Source organism: Streptococcus plurextorum DSM 22810, from assembly GCF_000423745.1.
In the GTDB taxonomy this organism is placed as follows: domain Bacteria; phylum Bacillota; class Bacilli; order Lactobacillales; family Streptococcaceae; genus Streptococcus; species Streptococcus plurextorum.
The window spans coordinates 84,521-106,413 of record NZ_AUIO01000002.1 but is presented as its reverse complement, the minus strand read 5'-3'; the positions used below and the strand labels follow the sequence as shown (position 1 = coordinate 106,413).

Genomic DNA, 21,893 nt, shown 5'->3' with positions numbered 1-21,893 from the left:
TCTTTCTAATTACAATTTGGCTGTAAAATCACCGCAGAATGGATCAACAGGGTTAGTCCCTTCAAAAGCTTCTTGTCCTGTCATTTTGCGGAGTACAGCGTCAACAGTAGCAGGAGTACCTGTATAGGCATTGATAAAGGTTGGCATGAAAGGCACATCATAGAGGTGGTATGGATTTGCCGTTGACACAAAAACGGTTGGTATGGATTTGACAAACCAAGGAGCGTTGGCTGCCATTAACTGTATCCAGTTCAATCGCGTTGTGGTTTGATTGGAAGCTGTTTCGACATTTGCCACGTAAAAAGCTAGATCGAACTTAGCTTTTAAATCTTCCACCCCTTCTTCAAATATTTCATGAAAATCTAATTGATATGGTGTGACCTCAAACCCTAAATCTATCAGTCCTTTTTCAAAAAGACTTGCGACTTTTCCACCTTCTTTAAAGCCCCCCTCATCAGAATCACCCAAAATAACTAGACGAACGCGAGGCGTTTTTTGTGGAGAAATAGGCAGTAGCTGCTGAGAATCTTTGACTAGTGTCACAGATTTTTTAGCAATTTCTTGGGTAATGAGTTGGTGTTTATGTGTTTGAAGCTCTAGTTGTTCAGGAATCGTGAGGCCTAATTGTCCTTTGGTAGTGACGAGTCCTTGAGCGACTTTTGTAGCGATGATACGTGTCACAGCTTGATCCAAACGAGCAGGAGTTATCTTGCCATTATGGACAGCAGTTCTAATCGTATTGTAATCTTCATCAATATTTTTATTGAAGAGAATCATATCGATTCCTGCATTAATCGTAGCAACTAATAATTCTTCCCGAGGCATGATGACATTGTAGCCAATCATAGCTGTTGCGTCTGTTATTGCTAGACCATTAAAACCAAGCTCCTGGCGTAGGAGGCCATCTACCAATAATGATGAAGCAGATGCTGGTCGTAGTTGAGCATCAGAAATACCAGGTGCTAGTTTACGTTCCCATTCAGGAAGATAGATATGGCCAATCATGACACTAGGAATGCCTTGATCAATCAAGGTTTTATAAATGGCTCCGTAGGTTTTAGACCATTCGTCAGCTGAGAGACTATTTATGCTTGATACCAAATGTTGATCGCGATCATCAACTCCGTCCCCAGGAAAATGTTTGATAACAGGAATGACATGATGTTCTGCCAAACCTCTGGTTTGAGCTTGTGCCATCTGTAAGACCCGATCAGGATTAGAGCCAAAGGTTCTGGTATTGGTAATAGGATTTTTAAAATTATAATCAATATCAACAATAGGAGCAAAACTCATGTTACAGCCCACTTGATTAGCTTCGTAGCTAGCTACCCGTCCTAACTGATAGGCAGCTTCAGTATCATCGGTAGCCGCTATTTGTAGAGGGTTTCCAAGCCAAGTGCCTTCAGTGATAATGCCGTTACCACCAGACTCTAGATTCGCTGCAAAAAACAAAGGCAGCTTCGAATGCTCTTGGATGCGTTGAATCTTAGCTCTCACATCAGCAGCTAATCCAGGACGATACATCATCCCACCAGGCTGATATTGGTCAATAAAATCATCTAAATGCTCGTCTTGCCCAATGACAAAGAAGAGCTGTCCAATTTTTTCATCTGCCGTTAACTGTTGGACCGTTTGGTGAACAAAGTCAATTTGTTCCTTATTCAAATTGTAAGGTTGTTTGGTTAAATCTACCATCGTAAATCTCCTAATCCTCTCATTATTATCATAACTAGTTTAAGTTTAGCATATGTCAAGTGGGAAACAATGGTCGAAAAAAATAAGTTAACTGTTCATTTCGTAGATAGGTTGACGTGATTGACTAAAAGGGTATAATGATTAGAGGAAAAGGAGATGCCTATGGATGCCATCATTTTAGATTTATTGAAGCAACAAACCCGCCAACGAGACTGGCAAGAAATTGTTGAGAATTTTCATCCAGTCCCGGTCAGAACCATAAAAGGACAAGAAATTTATGAATTTTTCAGCAATCTTGATGATGAATTAGAATTGAATTTACAACCCATTACCTTAACCGTCAATCCTATTAATTCATTTGTTCCCTTTCATTTTCATAACTATGTGGAGATGATATTGGTTCTAAAAGGTCAGTTAACCCTTGAACTAGAAGAAGAGACCATTCACCTAAAAGAAGGGGATATTTTTATCGCTAGTCCTAACTTGATTCATAAAAATGTGGAGATTGGCTCAGAGGATGTGGTATTAAATATTGCTTTGAGAAAGACGGCATTTTCAAGTAGTGACCTGGATTTTTTACGTCGCATAGAATCTGGGGGCTACTTGACAGACATTCTCTTTTTTGTGCCAAGTAACCACGATAAGGGCAATTATACCGTTTTTCATACACAGCAAGAAGATGGATTAAAACCAACCCTGACTAATATAATTTATGAATATTATAAAAAGAGTGATGCGCAAGCCAGCCATATTATTCGCCATGAGTTATTGATTTTCTTTGCTAAATTATTGCGCTTATCGACTCAACCTGATCATAAGATGTTATCCAACCGAAAAGAAGAGTCCAACCTTTTATCTTTATTACACTACATCGAAACAAACTATGCTCATGCGACATTGGAAGAAATGGGTGACCACTTTGGCTTTAATCCTAACTATTTATCGACCTACTTGAAAAAGCAAACAGGGAAATCCTTTATCAAGCTGGTTCATTTACAGCGGATCAATGTAGCTGCTGATTACCTTCTTTATACAGATGCACCGATTGAAAAAATATCGCTTCAAGTGGGCTATGAAAATCCCTCATATTTCTATAAAATTTTTAAGAAAATATTAGGTCTTTCACCTGCAGAATATCGCAAGGAAAGACGTTAGTGATTTTTTCCTGACCTATGAAATGACCATAGGTCAGGATTTTTTTGGCTATAGTCAGGTAAGGTAAGAAAGGATATACTGTTAATACATTAAAATTGAGAAAGGCGAGTTCTATGAAGAGTCAGCTATTCAATGACCATTGGAAATTTTGGAAAGATAAGGATTCATTTGCTCTGGTGTGGGATATTCCTGAACATGCCCAAGATGTTCAGCTACCACATGATGCAATGATTTTTGAAAAACCATATGCAGACAGCCCCAATGGGGGAAATACAGGTTTCCGTGATGGGCATCAATACGTGTATTTAAAGCATTTTTTCCTAAATCAAGAAGATATGGATAAGTGCATCCTTTTAAAATTTGAAGGTTCTTACATGAATACGTTTGTCTATGTGAATGGGCAACTGGCAGGTAAACATCATTTTGGCTACACCACCTTTTATGTAGCCATTCATGATTTTCTTCATGAAGGAGATAATGAAATCCGTGTTCAGGTAAGAAATGGAGCGATGAGCAATAGCAGATGGTACTCTGGTGGTGGTCTTTATCGGGATGTCTATCTCTTAACCAGTCCAGCCCTTCATATAAGAGAAATAGGAAGCCGTGTGGAAACACTAGAGCTGACAGATGAGTTAGCAAGACTAGAAGTCGCTGTTCCTATTGTCAACGAAACAGGAAAATGTCAATCCTTTGAGTTAGATATCAGCATACAAGATAAAGATGGTCAATTGATTCAATGGGATTGCCGTCCTTATGTGATTAAAGCGGGCGAATCAAAGGATTTTAAATGTGTGCTAACTCTTGAACACCCACTTCCTTGGACAGCAGACACCCCATACCTCTATCAGGTCAAGGTTATCATTCGCCAGGGACAGAGCTTGATTGATGAGGACCAACAAGCCTTTGGCATTCGGACGATTTCGGTTGATAGTAAACGCGGCTTGAGGATTAATAACCAGTCCGTCAATCTCCGTGGTGCTTGTATCCATCATGACAGTGGCTTACTGGGAGCCGCGACATACGAAGCTGCTCATCGCCGACAGGTTGGTTTATTGAAGGATGCTGGATTTAATGCTATTCGCATGGCACATCATCCAGCAGCACCAGCTTTACTGAGAGCTTGTGATGAGATAGGTCTTTATGTCATGGACGAGACTTTTGACATGTGGACGCGATTTAAAAGTGATTTTGATTACAGTCTTGTTTTTGAGGAGCATTGGCGTAAGGACGTCAGGGCCATGGTGGAGTCGGATTTTAATCACCCATCAGTTATTCTGTATTCTATTGGCAATGAAATCCCTGAAATTGCAACCCAACATGGCAGCCACCTCGCTAAGGAGATTCATGACCAGATTAAATCGTTAGATAAGACACGTCCAACCTTAGCAGGTATTAACGGTGTCTTTGCTGCAGGAGATAAAATACCTCAAATTACGGCGGATGTGGTGGCGCAAAATCAAGCAGAAGGACAGACTGTTACAGGGAATGTCAATGATTTTATGTCTATAATGGACACTAGCATGGACAAGATTGTTGTGCATCCCATCATTAGTCAAAACTTAGATTGGGCAACAGCAGCAACAGATGTTGCCGGCTATAATTACATGACTGCTCGTTACCAGCTAGATGCCAAAGAACACCCAAATCGTGTCATAGTAGGAAGTGAGACCTATCCACCAGAAATCGCAAGAAACTGGGAATTGGTTCAACAATTACCGAGTGTTATTGGAGACTTTACTTGGACAGGTTGGGACTATATTGGTGAGGCAGGTGTTGGTGTTCCAGCTTACGAGTGGGGCCAAGGAGGCTTCGGTGCACAATTTCCGTGTCAGCTAGCATTCTGTGGGGATATTGACATTACAGGCTTTAGACGTCCTGCATCTTATTATAGGGAAATTGTATTTGGACTAAGAAAAACTCCCTATATCACTGTTCAAAATCCTCATCATTATGGCAAAAAAGTAATTAAAACACCTTGGGTCATCTCAGACAGTGTGGCTTCTTGGACATGGTCAGGTGTAGATGGGCAGCAGACGATTGTGGAAGTTTATGCTCCAGGAGATCAAGTAGAACTTTATCTGAATGATTGTCTCATTGGTCGCAAGGCGATAGGTGAAGAAATGGCCTTTGTCACTTATTTTGAAGTGCCTTATCAAGCAGGGACGCTAAGAGCTGCCAACTACCAAGCAGGGCAAAAAATTGGAGAGTCCTATCTGACCAGTGCAGATAGAGCCACCAAGCATTTAGTTGCAAAAGTGGATTTTGAAGCCCAAGACTTGGTCTATCTTAGCCTATCCTTTGAGGATGCAAATGGTCTTCTCATTACTGATCAAGACGCTGACATTGAAGTCTTGGCCATAGAAGGCGCTCACTTAGAGGGAATTGGTTCTGGAGATCCTAAGCCCACTCATTCTTATAAGGGGAAGGTGACAAGTAGCTATTTTGGACGAGCTCAAATCATTTTAAAACGGACGTCCTCACCGATTAGCCTAACCTTAAAAGCAGATGATAAGGAAATCGTATTGGAATATTCGTGATCTGCATCTACCAACATCTACGAAATGAACAGACAATAACAAAAAATAGCATATAGTGTATGCGCTTTCTATAAGCTATACTGAAACTATAAAAGATAAAAATATTAAAGGAGAATTGTTTATGGCTAACAAACATCCAAAAGAGAAGATGGATTGGAAGTTTGCTTTCTTCCACGCTACTTCTGTTAGCGGTCCTGCAATGGTGATAGCAGCAGCTATGGCCTCATTCCTGAGTATTCATATGACGGATAACTTAGGGATTAGCGCTACATCGGGAGCTCTCATCATGTTGATTGCGACCCTTTGGGATGCTATTAACGACCCGATGATGGGGGTTATCGCTGACCGAACCAAATCTAGGTGGGGACGATACCGCCCATATTTTCTACCAGCTCCCCTTTTGCTCACATTCTTTGCGACAATGGTATGGATTGTACCTGATTTTTCTGCCTCAGGAAAATGGTGGTATTTCTTACTCATGTACATCGGCTATGGCATGACGGTAACCATGTATACTATGCCTCAGATGGCGATTTTGCCAGCCCATGTCAAGGAGGATAAAAACCGTAATATCATCATCTCAGTTGGTGCAGGGGTGACAGCTATCGCCTTTACAATAGGTTCATCCTTTGGTATGGACATCAAGGCCTTCTTTGAAAAAAGTCTTGGTGTCTCCAATGGCTACATTCCTTTGATGCTGATTCTAGGTGCTTTATCCTGCATCACCTTCTGGGGACTTTTTGCAACAGCTAAAGAAAAATACATCGAACCCCTACCAGATCGTCCCTTGATAGATGATTTAAAACGCATCTTAAAACATAAAGAATTAGCCCCATTTATAGTGGTTTGGGTACTTGCTTCCTTAGGTTATGGTCTAGGATTTGCAGCTTCAGTTTATTATGTTATGTATTACTGGGCGCGACCAGATTTGATCGGTACTTATATGGCATTGACGTCTCCAGCTGGGATTATTTCCATGATGGTCATCATGCCACTGGTCTTGAAATATTTGAAGACAGCTCAAAAAGCTCTTGCCTTCTCAGTATTTGCATCAGGAATTTTCTTTGTCACCTTATTCTTCTTTGGTAAGACCAATTTCACATTATTAGTAGTGCTTAGTTTTGCTGCGGCAATGTTCTCAACCATGCAAAATGCTTTGGTAAACGTTTTGGTTAATGATGCCATTGACTACATCCAATTTACAGAGGGCATTTCTGCTAATGGTGTGATTTCATCCATTAAAGGTTTTGCTCAAAAATGTGGCAATGCTTTGACAAGCTCAGGTGTCCTCTTTGTGCTTGGTTTGGTGGGCTATGTGCCAAATGCGATTGGTCAACAAAATGAAGCAACTTTATTTGCCATTAACTTCTTACGCTTTGGTGCCCCAGTTTTGATTGGTCTAATCATGCTTTTTGCCCTTCGCTTTAATCCGGTAGATAAGCATCGTGCGGATATCCAAGTGATGAAATCAATGATTCGTGACCATTCAGAAGACAATCATGAAGCATAACTAACTACAGTCCCAAGGACTGTTTCACAGCCCTAGGTTTACCTAGGGTTTTCTTATTAAGGAGAAATCAATGAATGTACTAGAAATCTTTGCAAACTATACGGCATTTCAATTGAAAGAGGGGACATGGGTCATTAACTTCATGAGTGGTAGTCAAAATTGTTACCTCTTAGAAGGAGATGACAGAGCCCTTCTTTTAGATACGGGTTATGGCTCTGGGACCCTTCGAAAATTTGCTGAGGGCTTGACATCAAAACCTCTTATTTGTGCTAATACCCATTTTCACCCAGATCATTCGAGTGGTAATGGCGAGTTTGAAGAGGTCTATGTCCCAAAAGGATATGGGATTGATTTTCCATCTGTCTCAGAAAACAAAGGACCTTTTGACATCACAGCTCTGCCATTTCCAAACTACAAATGTATAGAGTTAACTGCTGGAGATAGCATCGAGCTTGGAAATCGTACGATAGAGCTATTAGAAGTCAAGCCAGCTCATTGCAATTCCTCGCTGTTTTTCTTTGATGCGACACATCGCATGATGTTTTGTGGCGATGAAATGGAGGCGGCTCAGGTTATATTGTTTGAAAATTCTAGAAACCCAGACCAGGAAAGAGCATATGATGTTAGACAGAGATTGGAAAATTTTAAAGCTAATACTCAACTTCTCTTAACTTATGCTGAACGGTATGATTACCTCTTGCCAAATCATAATGGTGCACCGATTGCGACTTCTTATCTACAAGATTACTTAGATTTGGTTGATGGGATTTTTGAGGGAACAGTGACGATTGAGGACAAGCTTAACCATCGTTTTATAGAAATGGATCCACGGGCAAGTAGCTTTTGCCGTATTCGACATGGCAAAGGATCAATTATGATTCGTAAAGACGAGGTCTTGAAAGTATTTGGAAAGGGGAGATGAAGGTGGTAAAAATGCAATTGTCAGAAGAAGTCAAAGCCCTAATTGATAACCTTCTATTAGGGGCAATTAACGAGAAGCTCCAAATGTTTTCGGGCTTGAATAAATTGGCAAAACCTAACCAGATAGTCTTTGTTGGAGACTCTATTACAGAAGGCTTTCCTATTGACGAATTGCTGGTTTCGCAGAAACAGATTTACAAACGAGGAATCAGTGGAATTGAGGCGATAAGAGTTGTCAAAGAATATGACCGTGTGCTGAAAGGATTGTGTCCAAGTGAAGTTTTTATCTTATTGGGAACAAACGATATTGGAAAAGGACGTTCCATAGCTGAAACCGTAACAGCTATCATGGATTTATGTGAAGCATTAGCCTTGGAAACTCCAAATGTCAAGCGACATCTTTTGTCTCTTTACCCAGTTATTGAAAATGCCAATGATATGGTTGGGATTCGGAAAAATAAGACAATTGTAAGGATAAACCAAAAACTTGAAGCGTATTCTAAAACATCAGAAAGTCTTTATTATCATGACATTTATTCATTATTGCTAGATAAAGAAAGTGGTCAGTTACAGACAGATTTTACTCAAGATGGTTTGCATTTAACCCTTAAAGGTTATCAGAAAGTCTGCGACTACCTTCAATCTTATTTGCTGTAAGTTAGGGAGAGGAAATTTATGGACATTAAAACATTTACTTTAGACCCAAAGCATAAAAACGTTAATATGACAGCCTATATTCTAGACGATTCCCCAGAGCTCTTGGCTGGGAAGAAGCGTCCTGCAGTTATCGTTTGTCCAGGAGGCGCATATATCAGTTGCTCTGATCGTGAAGGAGAAGCTGTCGCCCTCAGATTTGCTGCTATGGGCTACCATGCCTTTGTGCTTAGATACCACGTTTTTAAAGAAGTGGATGAGGATTTTGAGTCACTGTTAATGAGTGAACAACAACCTAGAGAGCATACCCTTTTTCCAGCTCAGCTTAGAGATATCGCTCAGGCATTTACCCTTATCTATGATTACGCAGAGGAGTGGTTGCTTGATACGGATAAGATTGCCCTATGTGGCTTCTCAGCTGGGGGTAATAATGTGACCAATTATGCTGTTCATTGGAATAAACCAATTCTTACAGAGCATTTTGATGTGACAAAAATCAGACCAGCAGCTATTATTGCAGGTTACCCCATCACAGATTATTTTAGCCATGAAGCCTTTGTCAAAGAGCAAGATCATATAGCACAGAAGCTTTTTTCATTAGCCAATATCTCTCTTTTTGGACAAGGTCTTCCGACAAAAGAACAAATGAAACAAGCAAGTGCCAGTCGGCTAATTGATGAGACGACTCCGCCGATGTTTATTTGGGCCACTGCGGAGGATTCCTCGGTGCATGTTAGCCAGTCAACGCGTCTAGCGACAGCACTTGCAGAAAAAGGAATCCCTTTTGAGATACATATTTTTGAACAGGGAGGGCATGGCTTGTCTCTTGCTACACAGGCAACAGCAGGCTCTCTAATAGAACTCAATCAAGAGGCTAGAAAGTGGATAGAACTGGCTGAGAGTTGGTTGGAAAAACGCTTTGCTCTACCTTTGGAGGAAAAAAGTCGCTGGCAATAGTGACTCTGAGGATTATCATGAAAAAAGATCAGAAGCAATGGATTGGGCAGTGGATTAGCTCTTCTCATGCGACTGTATCAGAGGAACCTGACTTCTCCTTAGCAGAAATGTTTTCAGGAGCGATGCCTCTACAATTACCAGTCGAGGAGAGATTAAAACCTACGGTCTACTTTAAAAAAATAGTTACCGTGGAAATGCCCTTATCACAAGCAGAATTGACAATCACAAGCCAAGGAATATACCAAGCTTATGTGAATGGAAAACAGGTAACAGATGCCATTTTTACGCCAGACTATACCGAGTATAATGACTTTCTGATGTATCAGACCTATGATGTTACAAAACTGCTAAAAGAGGGAGATAATGTCTTGGCTGTTGAAGTGGCTGATGGTTGGTATGCAGGGAGGATTAGTGTATCTGGGGGAAGCGCACAATTTGGGCATCAATTAGCTCTTCTGGCAGAGTTGAAACTAACCTTAAATGATGGCAGTCAAAAAATAGTAGGGACAGATTCCAGTTTTTCTACTGGGACTGGCAAGCACATTTATGCGGATATTCAGATTGGAGAAAAGCAAGATTTACGTTTGGAATCAGATTGGAAAACTTCTATCGATGATTTGGACGATTCAGCCATCCTTATTGATGCGGATTTCTCTAGACTAGTTCCACAAGAAGGACCGATGGTTTACCGTCAGGAAATCATGTCAGCTCAAAGCCTATGGATTGAAAACGAAAGTATCATTGTAGATTTTGGTCAAGTGATTGCAGGGCGCGTGCGCTTAACGGCAAGATTAGCAGAAGGTCAAGAAGTCGTCGTAGAACACGCTGAGACGCTTGATGAAAAGGGACGATTTTTCAAAAATATCATCGGAAGAAACAAAGACGCGAGGGATAGTTACATTGGACGAGGTAGACGTGATATCTTAGAGCCAGACTTTACCTTTCATGGGTTTCGCTATGCCAAACTTTCTGGTCTTTTAACATTTGATATCGAAGAAATCCAAGCTGTTGTCATTTATTCGCAGATGAAGAGAACTGGTCAATTAAAAACCAGTAATCCCAAAGTCAATCAACTGTTATCCAATATTTTCTGGAGTCAAAAAGGTAATATGTTATCAATCCCAACAGATTGCCCTCAGAGAGAGCGTGTCGGTTGGACAGGAGATATGCAGGTCTTTGCACCAGCCGCTACCTTTTTCCTGGATACCGAAGATTTTATTCAACGGTGGTTGAAAAATGTTAGAATCAGTCAAAGCGAAGCAGGCGAAATTGCAGATTATGTCCCCCTTCCAAAAGATGCCAAAACATCAACGCTGACGGGTTCTTATTCGTCAGCTGGTTGGGGAGATGCTATCATCATGGTTCCTTGGACACTTTATGAGCGATACGGTAATCAGCAAGTGTTAGTAGACAACTATGATGCCATGCTAAAATGGTTTCATTACTCTAAAGAAAGTGCTGCAGGGAATAAGATGGGAGATTCTCGCTACATCTGGGACACTAAATTCCACTATGGAGACTGGATGTTTCCAAGTTTTATGATGGAAGAACCAAACCCCATGCGTACATCAGAGGTAACCAAAGACTTGGTAGCAACGGCATTTCTAGCCCATTCTGCTCAACTACTAGCTAAGATTTCGGAAGTTTTAGGAAAAAGCGGAGCAGTCTTTAATGACTATGCTGATAAGGTTAAAAAAGCCTTTACCAAGCATTTCGTGACTGAAAGTGGGCGTCTGACAGCAGACTACCAAGGATGCTATGTCTTAGCTTTAGCATTTGAGATGGTTCCTAAAAGCATTGAACATCAGTTGATAAAAGAATTAGTAGCCAAAATCATTGCCAACGGCAAACGATTAGACACAGGATTTGTATCTGTTCCCTATCTATTGGATGTCCTCTGTCGATTTGGTGAAAGGGCGCTAGCGTACGAATTGTTTTTCCAAGAAAGCTGTCCATCATGGTTCTACGAAGTCAATCAAGGAGCAACCACCATTTGGGAATCATGGGCTGGCATTCAGCCTGATGGCAAAGTCGGCACATTTTCTTTCAATCACTATGCCTTTGGATGTGTACTAGATTGGATAATACGAGAGACTGTCGGTTTAAAAAGCCTTGAACCAGGTTATCAATCCATTTGCATTTGCCCATCGGTTGAGATTGTAGAGGATTTTGATTTTCGATATCAGTCGGTCAGCGGCGAAATCATTATTGAAAAAACAGGTAAGGACTGGAGCGTCTCCTTGCCAGAAAATATGCCTGTTACTATTGATTTATCTCAGGTGGAGGGAAGATTGAGATGTTTGCACAAACGAGTAGAAAGTTAGTAGCTCAAGGATTTTGGACTGATGATCATTAGGCCGTAGTGACAAATCATCAAAAATTCTGCCCAAAAGAAACAGTTGAGCAAATACGTCTAAAACTCTCGCACTAAGGTGTTTCAAGCATTTGAAAGAAGGTGACTTGAGTATAGGATTCCGGAAACCCAACACCTTCAGAAGTTCTTGTAACGACATGATAAACCCCTGAAAGACTGTATTACCACCAAAAAAGTTAGGTTTTCCTATCTAAGTTTTGGGGGCGGTACAATTTCAGGGGTTTTCAGATAGGAAGAGGCTTTGGGAGTAAGTCTGCATCCTTAAGTTTAATGGCACAGAAGAGCTTAGCCCTTATTTCCCACTACTTTGGTCTAAATCTCTTTCGCCTTTTGGACCGTAGCCAAAAGTCTCTTTGTATTTGTTATAAAAGTAGGTTTTATTGCTGATACCAACGCTAAGAGCAATCTCTTGAATGGGAAGTTGCGTTGTCCTGAGAAGGAGTTGGGCTTTCATGAGTTTTCGCTGGTTAACCAATTGCGTAAAGGTTTGTCCCGATTCTGATTTAATCAAATTGCTAAGGTAATTTTTATTAAAGTTCAGACGTTTGGCTACTTCTGATAAACCAATACTAGCGTACTCGCGGTCAATGATTTTGAGAACTTGAGCATAAGTGGACTCTTCTAGATGAAGGTCCACGATTTTGTCAACTTGAGGCAATAGTCTAGCAAGCTGATAAAAAAGGAGAGGGACGTAATGTTTCAACATCTGTTGCGAAAATTCTTGTGGCAAGAAATACTCTACCATCATGTCTTCTAATAGGCGGCGGATTGAACTGTCTTTATGGGTGGAGAGTAATAAAAAATTGTCCCGCTTGAACTGCTGAGAAGCATCAGATAGTAAAAATTGATAGAGCAGACTATTTTCTCCTTGGAGTTGCTTTAGCCAGTTGATTGAAATGTCTTGATTTTGAAAGAGAATATTGATGAGAATATCCTCTTTTCCGAGGGCTTCGATGGAGTGTCTGCTATCGACATCCATAAGTAAAATGTCCCCTTCTTGAAGTTTAAAAAGCTGCCCGTTAATCATTTGTTTACAAGAGCCTTTATAGACATAGTTGATTTCTAAAAATTGATGGGTGTGTTCGGGGTATGGAGCGTATCGGCTGTGCTTAGACAGAAAAATATCTTTGTTTTGAAAAAAATAGGATTGAGGAAGTTTTGGGAGATTAGTCTGGCCAGCTTCGACGTAATCAGCGACAAATCCCTGTTTTTTCTGTAGGAGTTCATGTTCAGTTTCTGATAGTAATAATTGATCTAAAGGATGCATATTTTCTCTCTTATTATGGTTTTGATATTTGATTTTAGCCTGATAATAGTAGCTTTTAAGCGCTTACTAAAACAACCTGTAAATGTGATACGTTTTCTATGAGTTGGTGATATTGTACCATAAAAAGAAATAAGATTAAATAGACTTATAGAAAAGTAGAGGAAGTGAGAAAATGCTATGACCTATCATGTTGCTGTCGATATCGGTGCGTCAAGTGGACGTGTCATTTTAGCAGATACCAGTAATGGCCTAGAGCTACTAGAAATTCACCGCTTTAAAAATGGGTTTACAAAACAAGAGGGGCACGATCGTTGGAACATTAGCCGTCTGGTCACAGAAGTTGTGATAGGGCTTGAAAAGGTCAAAAAACACGGTGTCGAATCCTGTACGGTAGGAATTGACACTTGGGCAGTCGATTATGTTCTGCTTGGTAAAGATGGCAATCTCTTAACAGAACCGATTGCTTACCGTGATGAGAGGACACATGGCGCCATGGAGCAAGTCTTTCAGAAAATCTCTAAGACGGCCATCTATGAGAAAACTGGTATTCAGTTTCTTAGCTTTAATACCCTTTATCAACTCTTTGCAGAAGACAAGGATTTGTTAGAAAAAACCAGCACAATATTGCTGATTCCAGACTATATTGCCTATTGTTTGACGGGGAAGAAAGTAGGGGAAGTGACCAATAGCTCGACGACTCAATACCTCAATCTCCATCATCGCAATTATGATAAAGACTTACTGGCTATCGCAGGAGTGTCAGAACATCAACTACCTAATCTGATAGAAGCTGGCCAAGTCATAGGAAGGTTAAAACCAGAGCTTTATGACCATTATGATTTACCAGAAGCTACCCTGATTGCTGTCGCAACTCATGACACCGCGTCTGCTGTGGTTGGAGTACCTGCTACAACGAAAAATTGGGCTTATCTTTCAAGTGGGACTTGGTCGCTTATTGGTGTAGAAAATGCACATCCCCTTACGATAAAGGCAGCTTTTGATGCAAACTATACTAACGAATGGGGAGCTTTTCAGACCTATCGTTTTCTAAAAAACATCACAGGGATGTGGACCATCCAGGAAATAGCTAGACTTTTGGAACATCAGTATTCTTTTGCAGAAATGGCAGAGCAGGCTAGCCAAGTTCCCCCTTTTTTACAATACATCAATCTCAATGATAACCGCTTTACCAATCCAATTAACATGATTGAAGAAATCAAAGCCACATGCCGAGAAAGCCATCAAGTTGTTCCAGAAACCTTAGGTGAATTAGTCATGTGTGTTTATTCTAATTTGGCCCTAGCCTACGCTCACGAGTGGCAAAATTTGGAAAAATTGACGGGTAAGGAAATAGATCTGCTACACATCGTTGGCGGAGGGAGCAATGTGGCCTTACTCAACCAATTAACGGCAAATATCATCGGAAAACCAGTAGTGGCAGGTCCTAGTGAAGCGACAGCTCTAGGAAATATCATGGTTCAGTTGATCTGGTCTGGTCAATTGAACGATTTAGCAGACGCCCGGCAATGGCTCGCAAAACATCAGCAGTTAGAATACTTTGAACCACAGCCATTAGCAGATTCTGAACATTTGAAAAAATATCAAAACATCGCACTTAAAGGAGAAAAACATGACCATTGAACAACGTTACCAAGACGCAAAAGCAGCCTATGCAAGTATCGGAGTAGACACGGATGCTGTCCTTAAACGCCTTCAAGACATCTCTATTTCCATGCATTGTTGGCAGGGGGATGATGTCAAAGGTTTTTTGACGCCAGAAGGTGAGCTGACAGGAGGTATCATGTCGACAGGCAATTATCCTGGTGCTGCACGCACCCCTGATGAACTTCGTGCAGATCTTGAGAAAGCGTATTCTCTCATTCCAGGAAAACATAGGCTTAATCTTCATGCCATCTACTTAGATACGGACGAGCCAGTTGATTTGAATGCCATTGAACCAAAGCATTTTGAAAAATGGGTGCAATGGGCAAAAGCACAAGGACTGGGACTGGATTTCAATCCTACCTTCTTCTCTCATCCGATGATGAAAGATGGTTTTACCCTATCTCATCCAGATAAAGAGGTTCGTGACTTTTGGATTGAACATGGCAAACGAAGCCGTCGTGTGGCGGAGTACTTTGGTAAAGAATTAGGGAAAACCTGCTATACCAATTTCTGGGTGCCGGATGGCTTTAAGGACCTTCCTATTGATCGCTTGTCTCCTCGTAAACGGCTCATGGAATCACTCGATGATATCTTCTCTGAAACCATCGATGAAGCTTATACCGTCGATACTGTCGAAAGCAAGTTATTCGGACTAGGAGCAGAAGCTTATACGGTTGGGTCGCATGAATTTTATATGGGCTATGGCTTGACACGTCATAAGGCGATTTTACTTGATGCGGGCCATTTCCATCCAACAGAGGTCATTTCCAACAAATTGTCAGCCTTGTCACTGTTTAGCGATAAAAATCTGATGCTTCATGTTTCACGTCCTGTCCGCTGGGATTCTGACCACGTGGTTATTATGGATGACGAACTACAAGACATTGCTAGGGAAATTGTCCGTAATGACTTGATTGATAAAACCGTTATCGGTTTGGATTTCTTTGATGCGACGATTAACCGTGTTGCAGCTTGGGTTATAGGCACACGAAATACTCAAAAGGCACTCTTGAAGGCTATGCTTGAGCCAATCGCAGATTTAAAAGCCATGGAGAACAGCTTTGACTTGACATCGCGCTTAGCCTACACAGAAGAACTTAAAGACTTCCCATACGCTGATGTTTGGAATTACTTCTGCCAGCAAAATGGAGTTCCAGTGGGACTTGACTGGCTCAAGGAAGTGCAAGACTATGAAAAAGAAATTCTGGCAGTACGCCAGTAAAAAATGGCCATAAGATCAGAAATCAAGGCCAGTGGTATCAGTTTGGCTATCTTGGTATTTAAGAAATAATCAGAAAGAAAAAAGGAAGAGAAAATGGTAAAATTTGTTGATTCATCATTTGTCAAAAATATGCGTGAGGTGACACGCGAGTCTTATAGACGCTATTGGGATGAACGAAATGGGGGAAATGTTTCCTATCGCCTGACGCCAGATGATGTTGAAAGTTTTGAGGATGTTCATGAAGTTAAGGCGACTTATGCACTTGGTTTTGATGCTTCGGCTATCGCAGGATACTATTATTTAGTGACTGGTACGGGCCGCTATTTCCGCAATGTTTACGACAGACCTGGTCTTGATTTAGGGTTGGTTAGAATCTCTGAAGATGGACAGTCTTATGATATTGTCTGGGGCTTTGAGGATGGCGGAAAACCAACCTCTGAATTTCCAAGTCATTTGCTCAGTCATATTGAGCGACGCAAGGTCAATCCAGAGCAACGTGTCGTTTTTCATTGCCACCCAACGCATCTAATTGCTATGAGCTTTACCCAGCCACTGGAAGAACGGCATTTATCACGAATCCTTTGGAAAATGCAAGCGGAGTCAATCGTCGTCTTTCCAGAAGGCATAGGAGTCATTCCTTACATGACACCAGGGACCACTGCCATTGGAGAAGCGACAGCTGCTAAAATGTCTGAATTTCAGGCGGTGCTATGGCCACATCATGGCCTCTTTGCCTCGGGGGTATCATTGGACGAAACCTTTGGTCTTATTGAAGTTATCGAAAAAGCAGCCATGATTTTTTCACAGGTTCATGCCCAAGGTGGAAAGATTTGTCAAGACATTACTGACCAAGAACTACAAGAAATTGCGGATTATTTTGGACAAGTACCGCATGCAGGATTTTTGGATTTGCCATAAGTCATATGAGTAAGAGCTGATCACAAGTCAGCTCTTAACGCAAGGGATTTTTGTGAATAGTATCACCAGATATTGATTTTAAAAGAGTATTATAATATAATAAAAAGAAAAAGGAGGTTGTCTATGGCAACATTTTACGTCCCAGCGGTCAACTTGATTGGTCGCGGTTGTGTCAACGAAATTGGTGGCTATGTCAAAGAATTGGGCTACAAGAAGGCTCTGCTTGTGACGGATGAATTTCTGCTAACAAGTGATATTCTGCCCAAAGTGACCAAGCCTTTGGATGAAGCAGGAGTGGATTATGTGGTCTTTAGCCATGTGGATCCAAACCCAACCTGTAAAAATGTTTACGACGGACTAGCTGTCTTGCAGGAAAATGATTGTGATTTTATCATCTCAGTCGGTGGTGGATCACCTCAGGATGCTGCCAGCTGCATTTCCATTATGGCGACAAACGGTGGCAAACCTCAAGACTACGAAGGGCTTCATAAGTCAGAGAAAAAAGGGCTGCCAGTCGTTGCTATTAACACAACAGCAGGTACCTCAGCTGAGATTACGATTAACTATGTGATTACAGACGAAGATCGCAAGGTTAAAATGGTGATGGTAGATAAAAATAGCTTGGCAGTGATGTCAGTCAATGACCCTGAGCTTATGTTGTCCAAGCCAGCAGCTCTTACTGCGGCAACAGGTATGGATGCTCTAACTCATGCCATTGAAGCCCTGGTGACACCAGGTGCCTACGGTGTGACTAAGAAGTTGTCCATGGGAGCAATCGAGCTGATCAAGGAATACCTGCCACGTGCAGTTGAGAATGGACAGGACATTGAAGCTCGTGAGGCTATGGTCCATGCTATTTTCCTTGGCGGTATGAGTTTCAATAATGCTGGTCTGGGCTATGTTCACTCTATGGCTCACCAGCTGGGAGCTGTTTATGACTTACCACATGGTGTCTGCTGTGCGATGATTTTGCCAATCATTGAACGTGAAAATGCCAAACGTGTACCAGCAGCCTTCCGTGATGTCGCAAAAGCGTTAGGACTTGATATTGCAGGCAAGTCTGATGAGGAATGTGCAGACTACGCTATCGCCCAAATCGAAGAATTATCAGCAAAAGTCGGCATTCCGAAAAAACTGACCGAGTTGGACATCAAAGAAGAAGACTTCGACTTTGAATACCTGTCCAAGAATGCCTTGATTGACGCCTGTGCACCAGGTAACCCATTCATGCCAACCTTGGAAGAAACCATTGCCTTCTATAAAGAGTTGTTTTAAGAAATAAGCTAGCAGTTTTGGCTGCTAGCTGTTTTTGTGTTTAGAGAGTTCTTCCATGTACCCTGCGGTAATAATTCCAGCTGGCAAGGCTACAATGGCAACCCCTAATAGTGCAGAAATCATTGTAAGAGTTTTTCCGAGGACAGTCCTTGCATAAATATCTCCATATCCTACAGTTGTTAAGGAAATTGTTGCCCAATAAATCGCATCAAAGAAATTCTCAAATGTTTGGGGTTCTAGGTTAAACAAAAGAAGGGCGGAAATAAAAATGTAGCTTATGGCAAGCATACCAACAATGAATAAGGCTTCTCTTTGTTTCTTTAAGACACTGATGATTATTTCAATATTTTTGGAATATCGGAATAGCTTGACAACTCTCAATGCTCGTATCATACGAAATAGCTTTAGTAACTTAAAACTATTATTAAGAAGTGTAACATATGGTAGTAAGCACAGTAAATCTAAGATAGCCCAAAAGGTGAAGGGATAGATCAAAAAACTCTTTGCTTCTTTACCTAAAAGTGAGTCAGCCACTGACCAGCGAAGTATGTAATCTAAAGCAAAGACGAAAAAAGTCAATACTTCAAGTAGTTGCAACAGAGAAGAATGTGACTTTGTCATAAGTGGAATAAGGCTGAGCACTATGACGAAAATCATGAAATAATTATAATAGACTGAGGGGCGAAATCTCCTATCTTGCATTGTCAACATTTTGAATAAATTATTTCGCATAGCTAACCTCCTACATTTGATTATAGCATATGAGTCTATCAGTCAAAAAAGCAGTATATGACAAACCTCCCTAATTTTGCTATAATAGATACAAACCAAGCCGTTTTGACGGCTTTTTTCCATGACATAAACTAAAGGAGACTCCCATGGCAATTATTCAAGAAAAAGGACAATGGACTGGACCCATTATCCTCGACAAAACCTCACTAACTGCTCGAGTTGCTCCTCAGCATTGCTCTATCCTTTTAGTGAGAAAAAGTTGATAATAGTTTATCCAGTTTCGTAATAAAAAATTCATTTACACAAAAATATTTACACTCCCATACAATTGAAATTTATAAGTGAGGCGATGCTTACATCATAGAAGCATAATTAGCATAAAGAAAGGATGACTGCATTGAATGTGATTGTTTCAAAATTTAAAGAAGTGCTTTTTTCTGTTCTTCCAATTACATTATTGGTTTTAGTATTAAATTTTACTGTTTCTCCGATAGACACAACATTAATTTTTCGATTTCTTATTGGTTCTTTTTTCGTGATATTAGGTCTGACCATTTTTTTGATAGGAGTAGACATTGGTATTACTCCGCTTGGAGGGTTAATAGGAACATCACTTGCTAGATCAAACAAGCTATGGATTGTGTTGATCGCAGGATTAATACTTGGTTTTTTTATATCAATAGCGGAGCCGGGTTTAATGGTTCTTGCGAATCAAGTCAATCTAGTGACATCAGGTCAAATATCCGGAATTAGTATACTTATTATTGTGTCAATAGGGTTAGCAATAATGCTATCACTGGGTTTTTTAAGAGTTTTCTACAATGTCCCTTTATATAAAGTGCTTTTTGCTTTATATTTAATCATTTTTGGATTAGCAATTTTTGCGTCACGTGAATTCTTGGCGATATCGTTTGATGCTTCCGGATCAACAACAGGAATACTAGCAGTACCATTTATTTTATCCTTATCAGTGGGTATATCAAAGCTAAAAAAGGATAGTAAGGCATCAGAAAAAGATAGTTTTGGTTTGGTTGCCATCTCGTCAACTGGTGCAATTATGTCCGTATTGCTCTTAGACATATTTTCAAAAACAAATGAATTCTCTGCGGGGCTTGATTCAGGAATTTCTGATTCAAATTCAATCATTAGACCATTTATAGATATAATCCCTAATTACTTAATGGAAAGTTTTATGGCGATATTACCATTATTAGTAATATTATTAGTTTTGCAGAAAATATCTTTTAAACTAAAGAAAAAAGAACTTCGAAAACTACTTACGGGATTTGCATTTGCATTTACAGGTTTGCTTGTATTCCTAATAGGTGTAAATGCAGGTTTTATGGATGTAGGAACAAGCATTGGTAATAATTTGGCTTTATTGGATAATAAAGCTTATATCATAATCATTGGATTTGTTCTTGGAGTTGTAACCATTTTAGCAGAACCAGCTGTTTATGTTTTAACTCACCAGATTGAAGATGTAACAAGCGGTTACGTAAAGAGAAAAGCAGTTCTAATTCCGCTGGCAATTGGAGTTGGTTTTGCCGTTGCTTTATCGGTTATACGTATATTAGTGCCTGGGATACAGTTATGGCATTACTTGCTACCAGGGTACATCATATGTCTGTCAATGATGTTTTTTATACCAAAGCTCTTTGTAGGAATTGCATTTGATGCTGGTGGGGTGGCTACTGGTCCTATGACTGCAACTTTTATTTTGGCATTTATACAAGGGGCAGCACATGCTTTTGAGGGGGCGGATCTAATGGTTGATGGCTTTGGAATGATTGCGATGGTTGCCATGACACCAATTATCACCTTAGAAGCTTTGGGATTGGTGTTTGCTATAAAATCAAAAACAAAAGGAGTTGAAAAAAGGGATGACTAATTATAACAGTATACCGATTTTTGAATTAATATATGTAGTTGTTAACTATGGAATGGGTAGCAGGATATTACACAAGGCAAAAGAACATGGTATTTCTGGTGGGACCATTTTCCTTGGAAAGGGAACTATAAATAATTCCCTGTTAAATTTCTTATCTTTATACGATGAAAGAAAGGAAATAGTCTTATTGGGAACAGATAACCATACTGCAGACCATGCTTTAGTTGAACTAAACAAAGAATTCAAGTTTGAAAAACCAAATCATGGTATTGTCTTTACCACAAGTGCTTGTGAAATTGTAGGATCTAGGTGTTATAAGTCTGAAGAAAACGAAGAAGGAAGAGGTGTTAATAAACTAATGTATCAAAATATTATAACCATTGTTAATAGAGGTAAAGCTGAGGAAGTAATTGAAGCAGCAAAAGCTGTTGGCTCAAAGGGTGGCACAATAATTAATGCAAGAGGCTCGGGGGTACATGAAACGAGTAAATTATTTAATATGGATATAGAACCTGAAAAAGAAATAGTTATTATCCTATCAAAAGAAGATATTACTGAGGCTATTGTAACGTCAATACGAGAAAAACTTGAAATTGATAAGCCAGGTAATGGGATCCTTTTTATTCAAAATATAAACAAAGCTTACGGTATTTATGAGTAATAGATGTTTAAGGAGTGCAGAGATGATAATCGAATTGATATGCTCCTTTATATGAATGCTTAGATAAAGGAGCATTATCTAGGCTTTTAGGAAGAGTTATCTTTTTAAGACGGAGTATGGTTCACCAATCACCTCGCAAAGTTTTCGAGCTATTCTGACACGAATCAATAAAGATTTACGAAAAAACTGTGAGGCTCGGTATGGTTTTAAATGGAACAAAAACGTTGTGCCACATAGCTTCCGTCATATTCACATTTCTGCTTTGAGAAATAATAATGACGTACCATTAAAAGAAATTCAATTAAGAGTTGGACACGTTGAAGTAGAGACAACTAATGGATATACACATCTTGAAGTTGGGACTCAGGAAAAATCAGTTCAAGCAATCACAACTTATTTTAATAAGCTTGATTTTGCCCAATAACTGCCCATTTCTTTTAAAAAATATCAAGTTAGGCT

At 40.1% G+C, this 21,893-nt stretch carries 16 protein-coding genes and 1 pseudogene; 14 read left to right on the top strand and 3 right to left on the bottom strand.

Going from position 1 to position 21,893, the window contains the following annotated elements; all coding sequences use genetic code 11:
- Nucleotides 1-9: 9 nt before the first annotated feature.
- Nucleotides 10-1,695, bottom strand: a complete 1,686-nt coding sequence (locus tag G575_RS0102445; protein WP_027971297.1) for a glycoside hydrolase family 3 protein — start codon at nt 1,693-1,695, stop codon at nt 10-12.
- A 162-nt stretch (nt 1,696-1,857) separates the two neighbouring features.
- Between G575_RS0102445 and G575_RS0102440 the strand changes: the two genes are divergently transcribed.
- The 7 genes from G575_RS0102440 to G575_RS0102410 all read left to right on the top strand — a co-directional run bounded on the left by G575_RS0102440 (nt 1,858) and on the right by G575_RS0102410 (nt 11,753).
- Nucleotides 1,858-2,850 carry a helix-turn-helix domain-containing protein gene (locus G575_RS0102440; protein ID WP_027971296.1) on the top strand — a complete coding sequence of 331 codons (993 nt, stop codon included), beginning with the start codon at nt 1,858-1,860 and terminating at the stop codon, nt 2,848-2,850.
- A gap of 113 nt (nt 2,851-2,963) precedes the next feature.
- Nucleotides 2,964-5,387, top strand: a complete 2,424-nt coding sequence (locus G575_RS0102435; protein WP_027971295.1) for a glycoside hydrolase family 2 TIM barrel-domain containing protein — start codon at nt 2,964-2,966, stop codon at nt 5,385-5,387.
- 121 nt (nt 5,388-5,508) lie between these two features.
- Nucleotides 5,509-6,897: an MFS transporter gene (locus G575_RS0102430; RefSeq protein ID WP_027971294.1), complete on the top strand. Its 1,389-nt coding sequence runs from the start codon at nt 5,509-5,511 to the stop codon at nt 6,895-6,897.
- Nucleotides 6,898-6,967: 70 nt separating this feature from the next.
- Nucleotides 6,968-7,819, top strand: coding sequence for an MBL fold metallo-hydrolase (locus tag G575_RS0102425; RefSeq protein ID WP_037622519.1), 852 nt, complete (start codon nt 6,968-6,970; stop codon nt 7,817-7,819).
- The gene (locus tag G575_RS0102420; RefSeq protein ID WP_027971292.1) at nt 7,816-8,475 is read left to right on the top strand and encodes a GDSL-type esterase/lipase family protein; all 660 of its coding nucleotides are present in this window, start codon (nt 7,816-7,818) and stop codon (nt 8,473-8,475) included. Before G575_RS0102425 ends, G575_RS0102420 begins: the two co-directional genes overlap by 4 nt.
- An 18-nt stretch (nt 8,476-8,493) precedes the next feature.
- Nucleotides 8,494-9,429 (top strand): alpha/beta hydrolase, encoded by a 936-nt coding sequence (locus G575_RS0102415; protein ID WP_027971291.1) that lies wholly within the window; start codon nt 8,494-8,496, stop codon nt 9,427-9,429.
- A gap of 17 nt (nt 9,430-9,446) precedes the next feature.
- A complete protein-coding gene (locus G575_RS0102410; RefSeq protein ID WP_027971290.1) occupies nt 9,447-11,753 on the top strand; it encodes a family 78 glycoside hydrolase catalytic domain in 2,307 nt (768 codons plus the stop codon).
- Between the two features lie 342 nt (nt 11,754-12,095).
- On the opposite strand, the gene G575_RS0102405 is transcribed toward G575_RS0102410, so the two are convergent.
- Nucleotides 12,096-13,070 carry a helix-turn-helix domain-containing protein gene (locus G575_RS0102405; RefSeq protein WP_027971289.1) on the bottom strand — a complete coding sequence of 325 codons (975 nt, stop codon included), beginning with the start codon at nt 13,068-13,070 and terminating at the stop codon, nt 12,096-12,098.
- A 177-nt stretch (nt 13,071-13,247) separates the two neighbouring features.
- Here G575_RS0102405 and rhaB point away from each other — a divergent pair, with 177 nt between their 5' ends.
- The 4 genes from rhaB (at nt 13,248) to G575_RS0102385 (ending at nt 18,150) form a co-directional block, all read left to right on the top strand.
- The gene (gene rhaB / locus G575_RS11005; protein ID WP_051176889.1) at nt 13,248-14,711 is read left to right on the top strand and encodes a rhamnulokinase; all 1,464 of its coding nucleotides are present in this window, start codon (nt 13,248-13,250) and stop codon (nt 14,709-14,711) included.
- Nucleotides 14,701-15,957 carry an L-rhamnose isomerase gene (gene rhaA / locus G575_RS0102395; protein ID WP_027971288.1) on the top strand — a complete coding sequence of 419 codons (1,257 nt, stop codon included), beginning with the start codon at nt 14,701-14,703 and terminating at the stop codon, nt 15,955-15,957. Before rhaB ends, rhaA begins: the two co-directional genes overlap by 11 nt.
- Nucleotides 15,958-16,050: 93 nt before the next feature.
- The gene (gene rhaD / locus G575_RS0102390) at nt 16,051-16,875 is read left to right on the top strand and encodes a rhamnulose-1-phosphate aldolase (RefSeq protein ID WP_027971287.1); all 825 of its coding nucleotides are present in this window, start codon (nt 16,051-16,053) and stop codon (nt 16,873-16,875) included.
- A 123-nt stretch (nt 16,876-16,998) separates the two neighbouring features.
- Nucleotides 16,999-18,150: an iron-containing alcohol dehydrogenase gene (locus tag G575_RS0102385; RefSeq protein WP_027971286.1), complete on the top strand. Its 1,152-nt coding sequence runs from the start codon at nt 16,999-17,001 to the stop codon at nt 18,148-18,150.
- A 24-nt stretch (nt 18,151-18,174) separates the two neighbouring features.
- Here G575_RS0102385 and G575_RS0102380 read toward each other — a convergent pair whose 3' ends face one another.
- The gene (locus tag G575_RS0102380; protein ID WP_027971285.1) at nt 18,175-18,882 is read right to left on the bottom strand and encodes an ion transporter; all 708 of its coding nucleotides are present in this window, start codon (nt 18,880-18,882) and stop codon (nt 18,175-18,177) included.
- Between the two features lie 388 nt (nt 18,883-19,270).
- Between G575_RS0102380 and G575_RS0102370 the strand changes: the two genes are divergently transcribed.
- From G575_RS0102370 to G575_RS0102360, 3 genes and pseudogenes are all read left to right on the top strand, one after another.
- Nucleotides 19,271-20,773: a DUF1538 domain-containing protein gene (locus G575_RS0102370; RefSeq protein WP_245562363.1), complete on the top strand. Its 1,503-nt coding sequence runs from the start codon at nt 19,271-19,273 to the stop codon at nt 20,771-20,773.
- On the top strand, nt 20,766-21,434 hold the full coding sequence (locus G575_RS0102365) for a P-II family nitrogen regulator (RefSeq protein WP_027971283.1): 669 nt from the start codon (nt 20,766-20,768) through the stop codon (nt 21,432-21,434). The genes G575_RS0102370 and G575_RS0102365 overlap by 8 nt, the downstream gene beginning before the upstream one ends.
- A 103-nt stretch (nt 21,435-21,537) precedes the next feature.
- Nucleotides 21,538-21,858, top strand: a pseudogene (locus tag G575_RS0102360) (tyrosine-type recombinase/integrase); the annotation flags it as partial.
- Between the last annotated feature and the right edge of the window lie 35 nt (nt 21,859-21,893).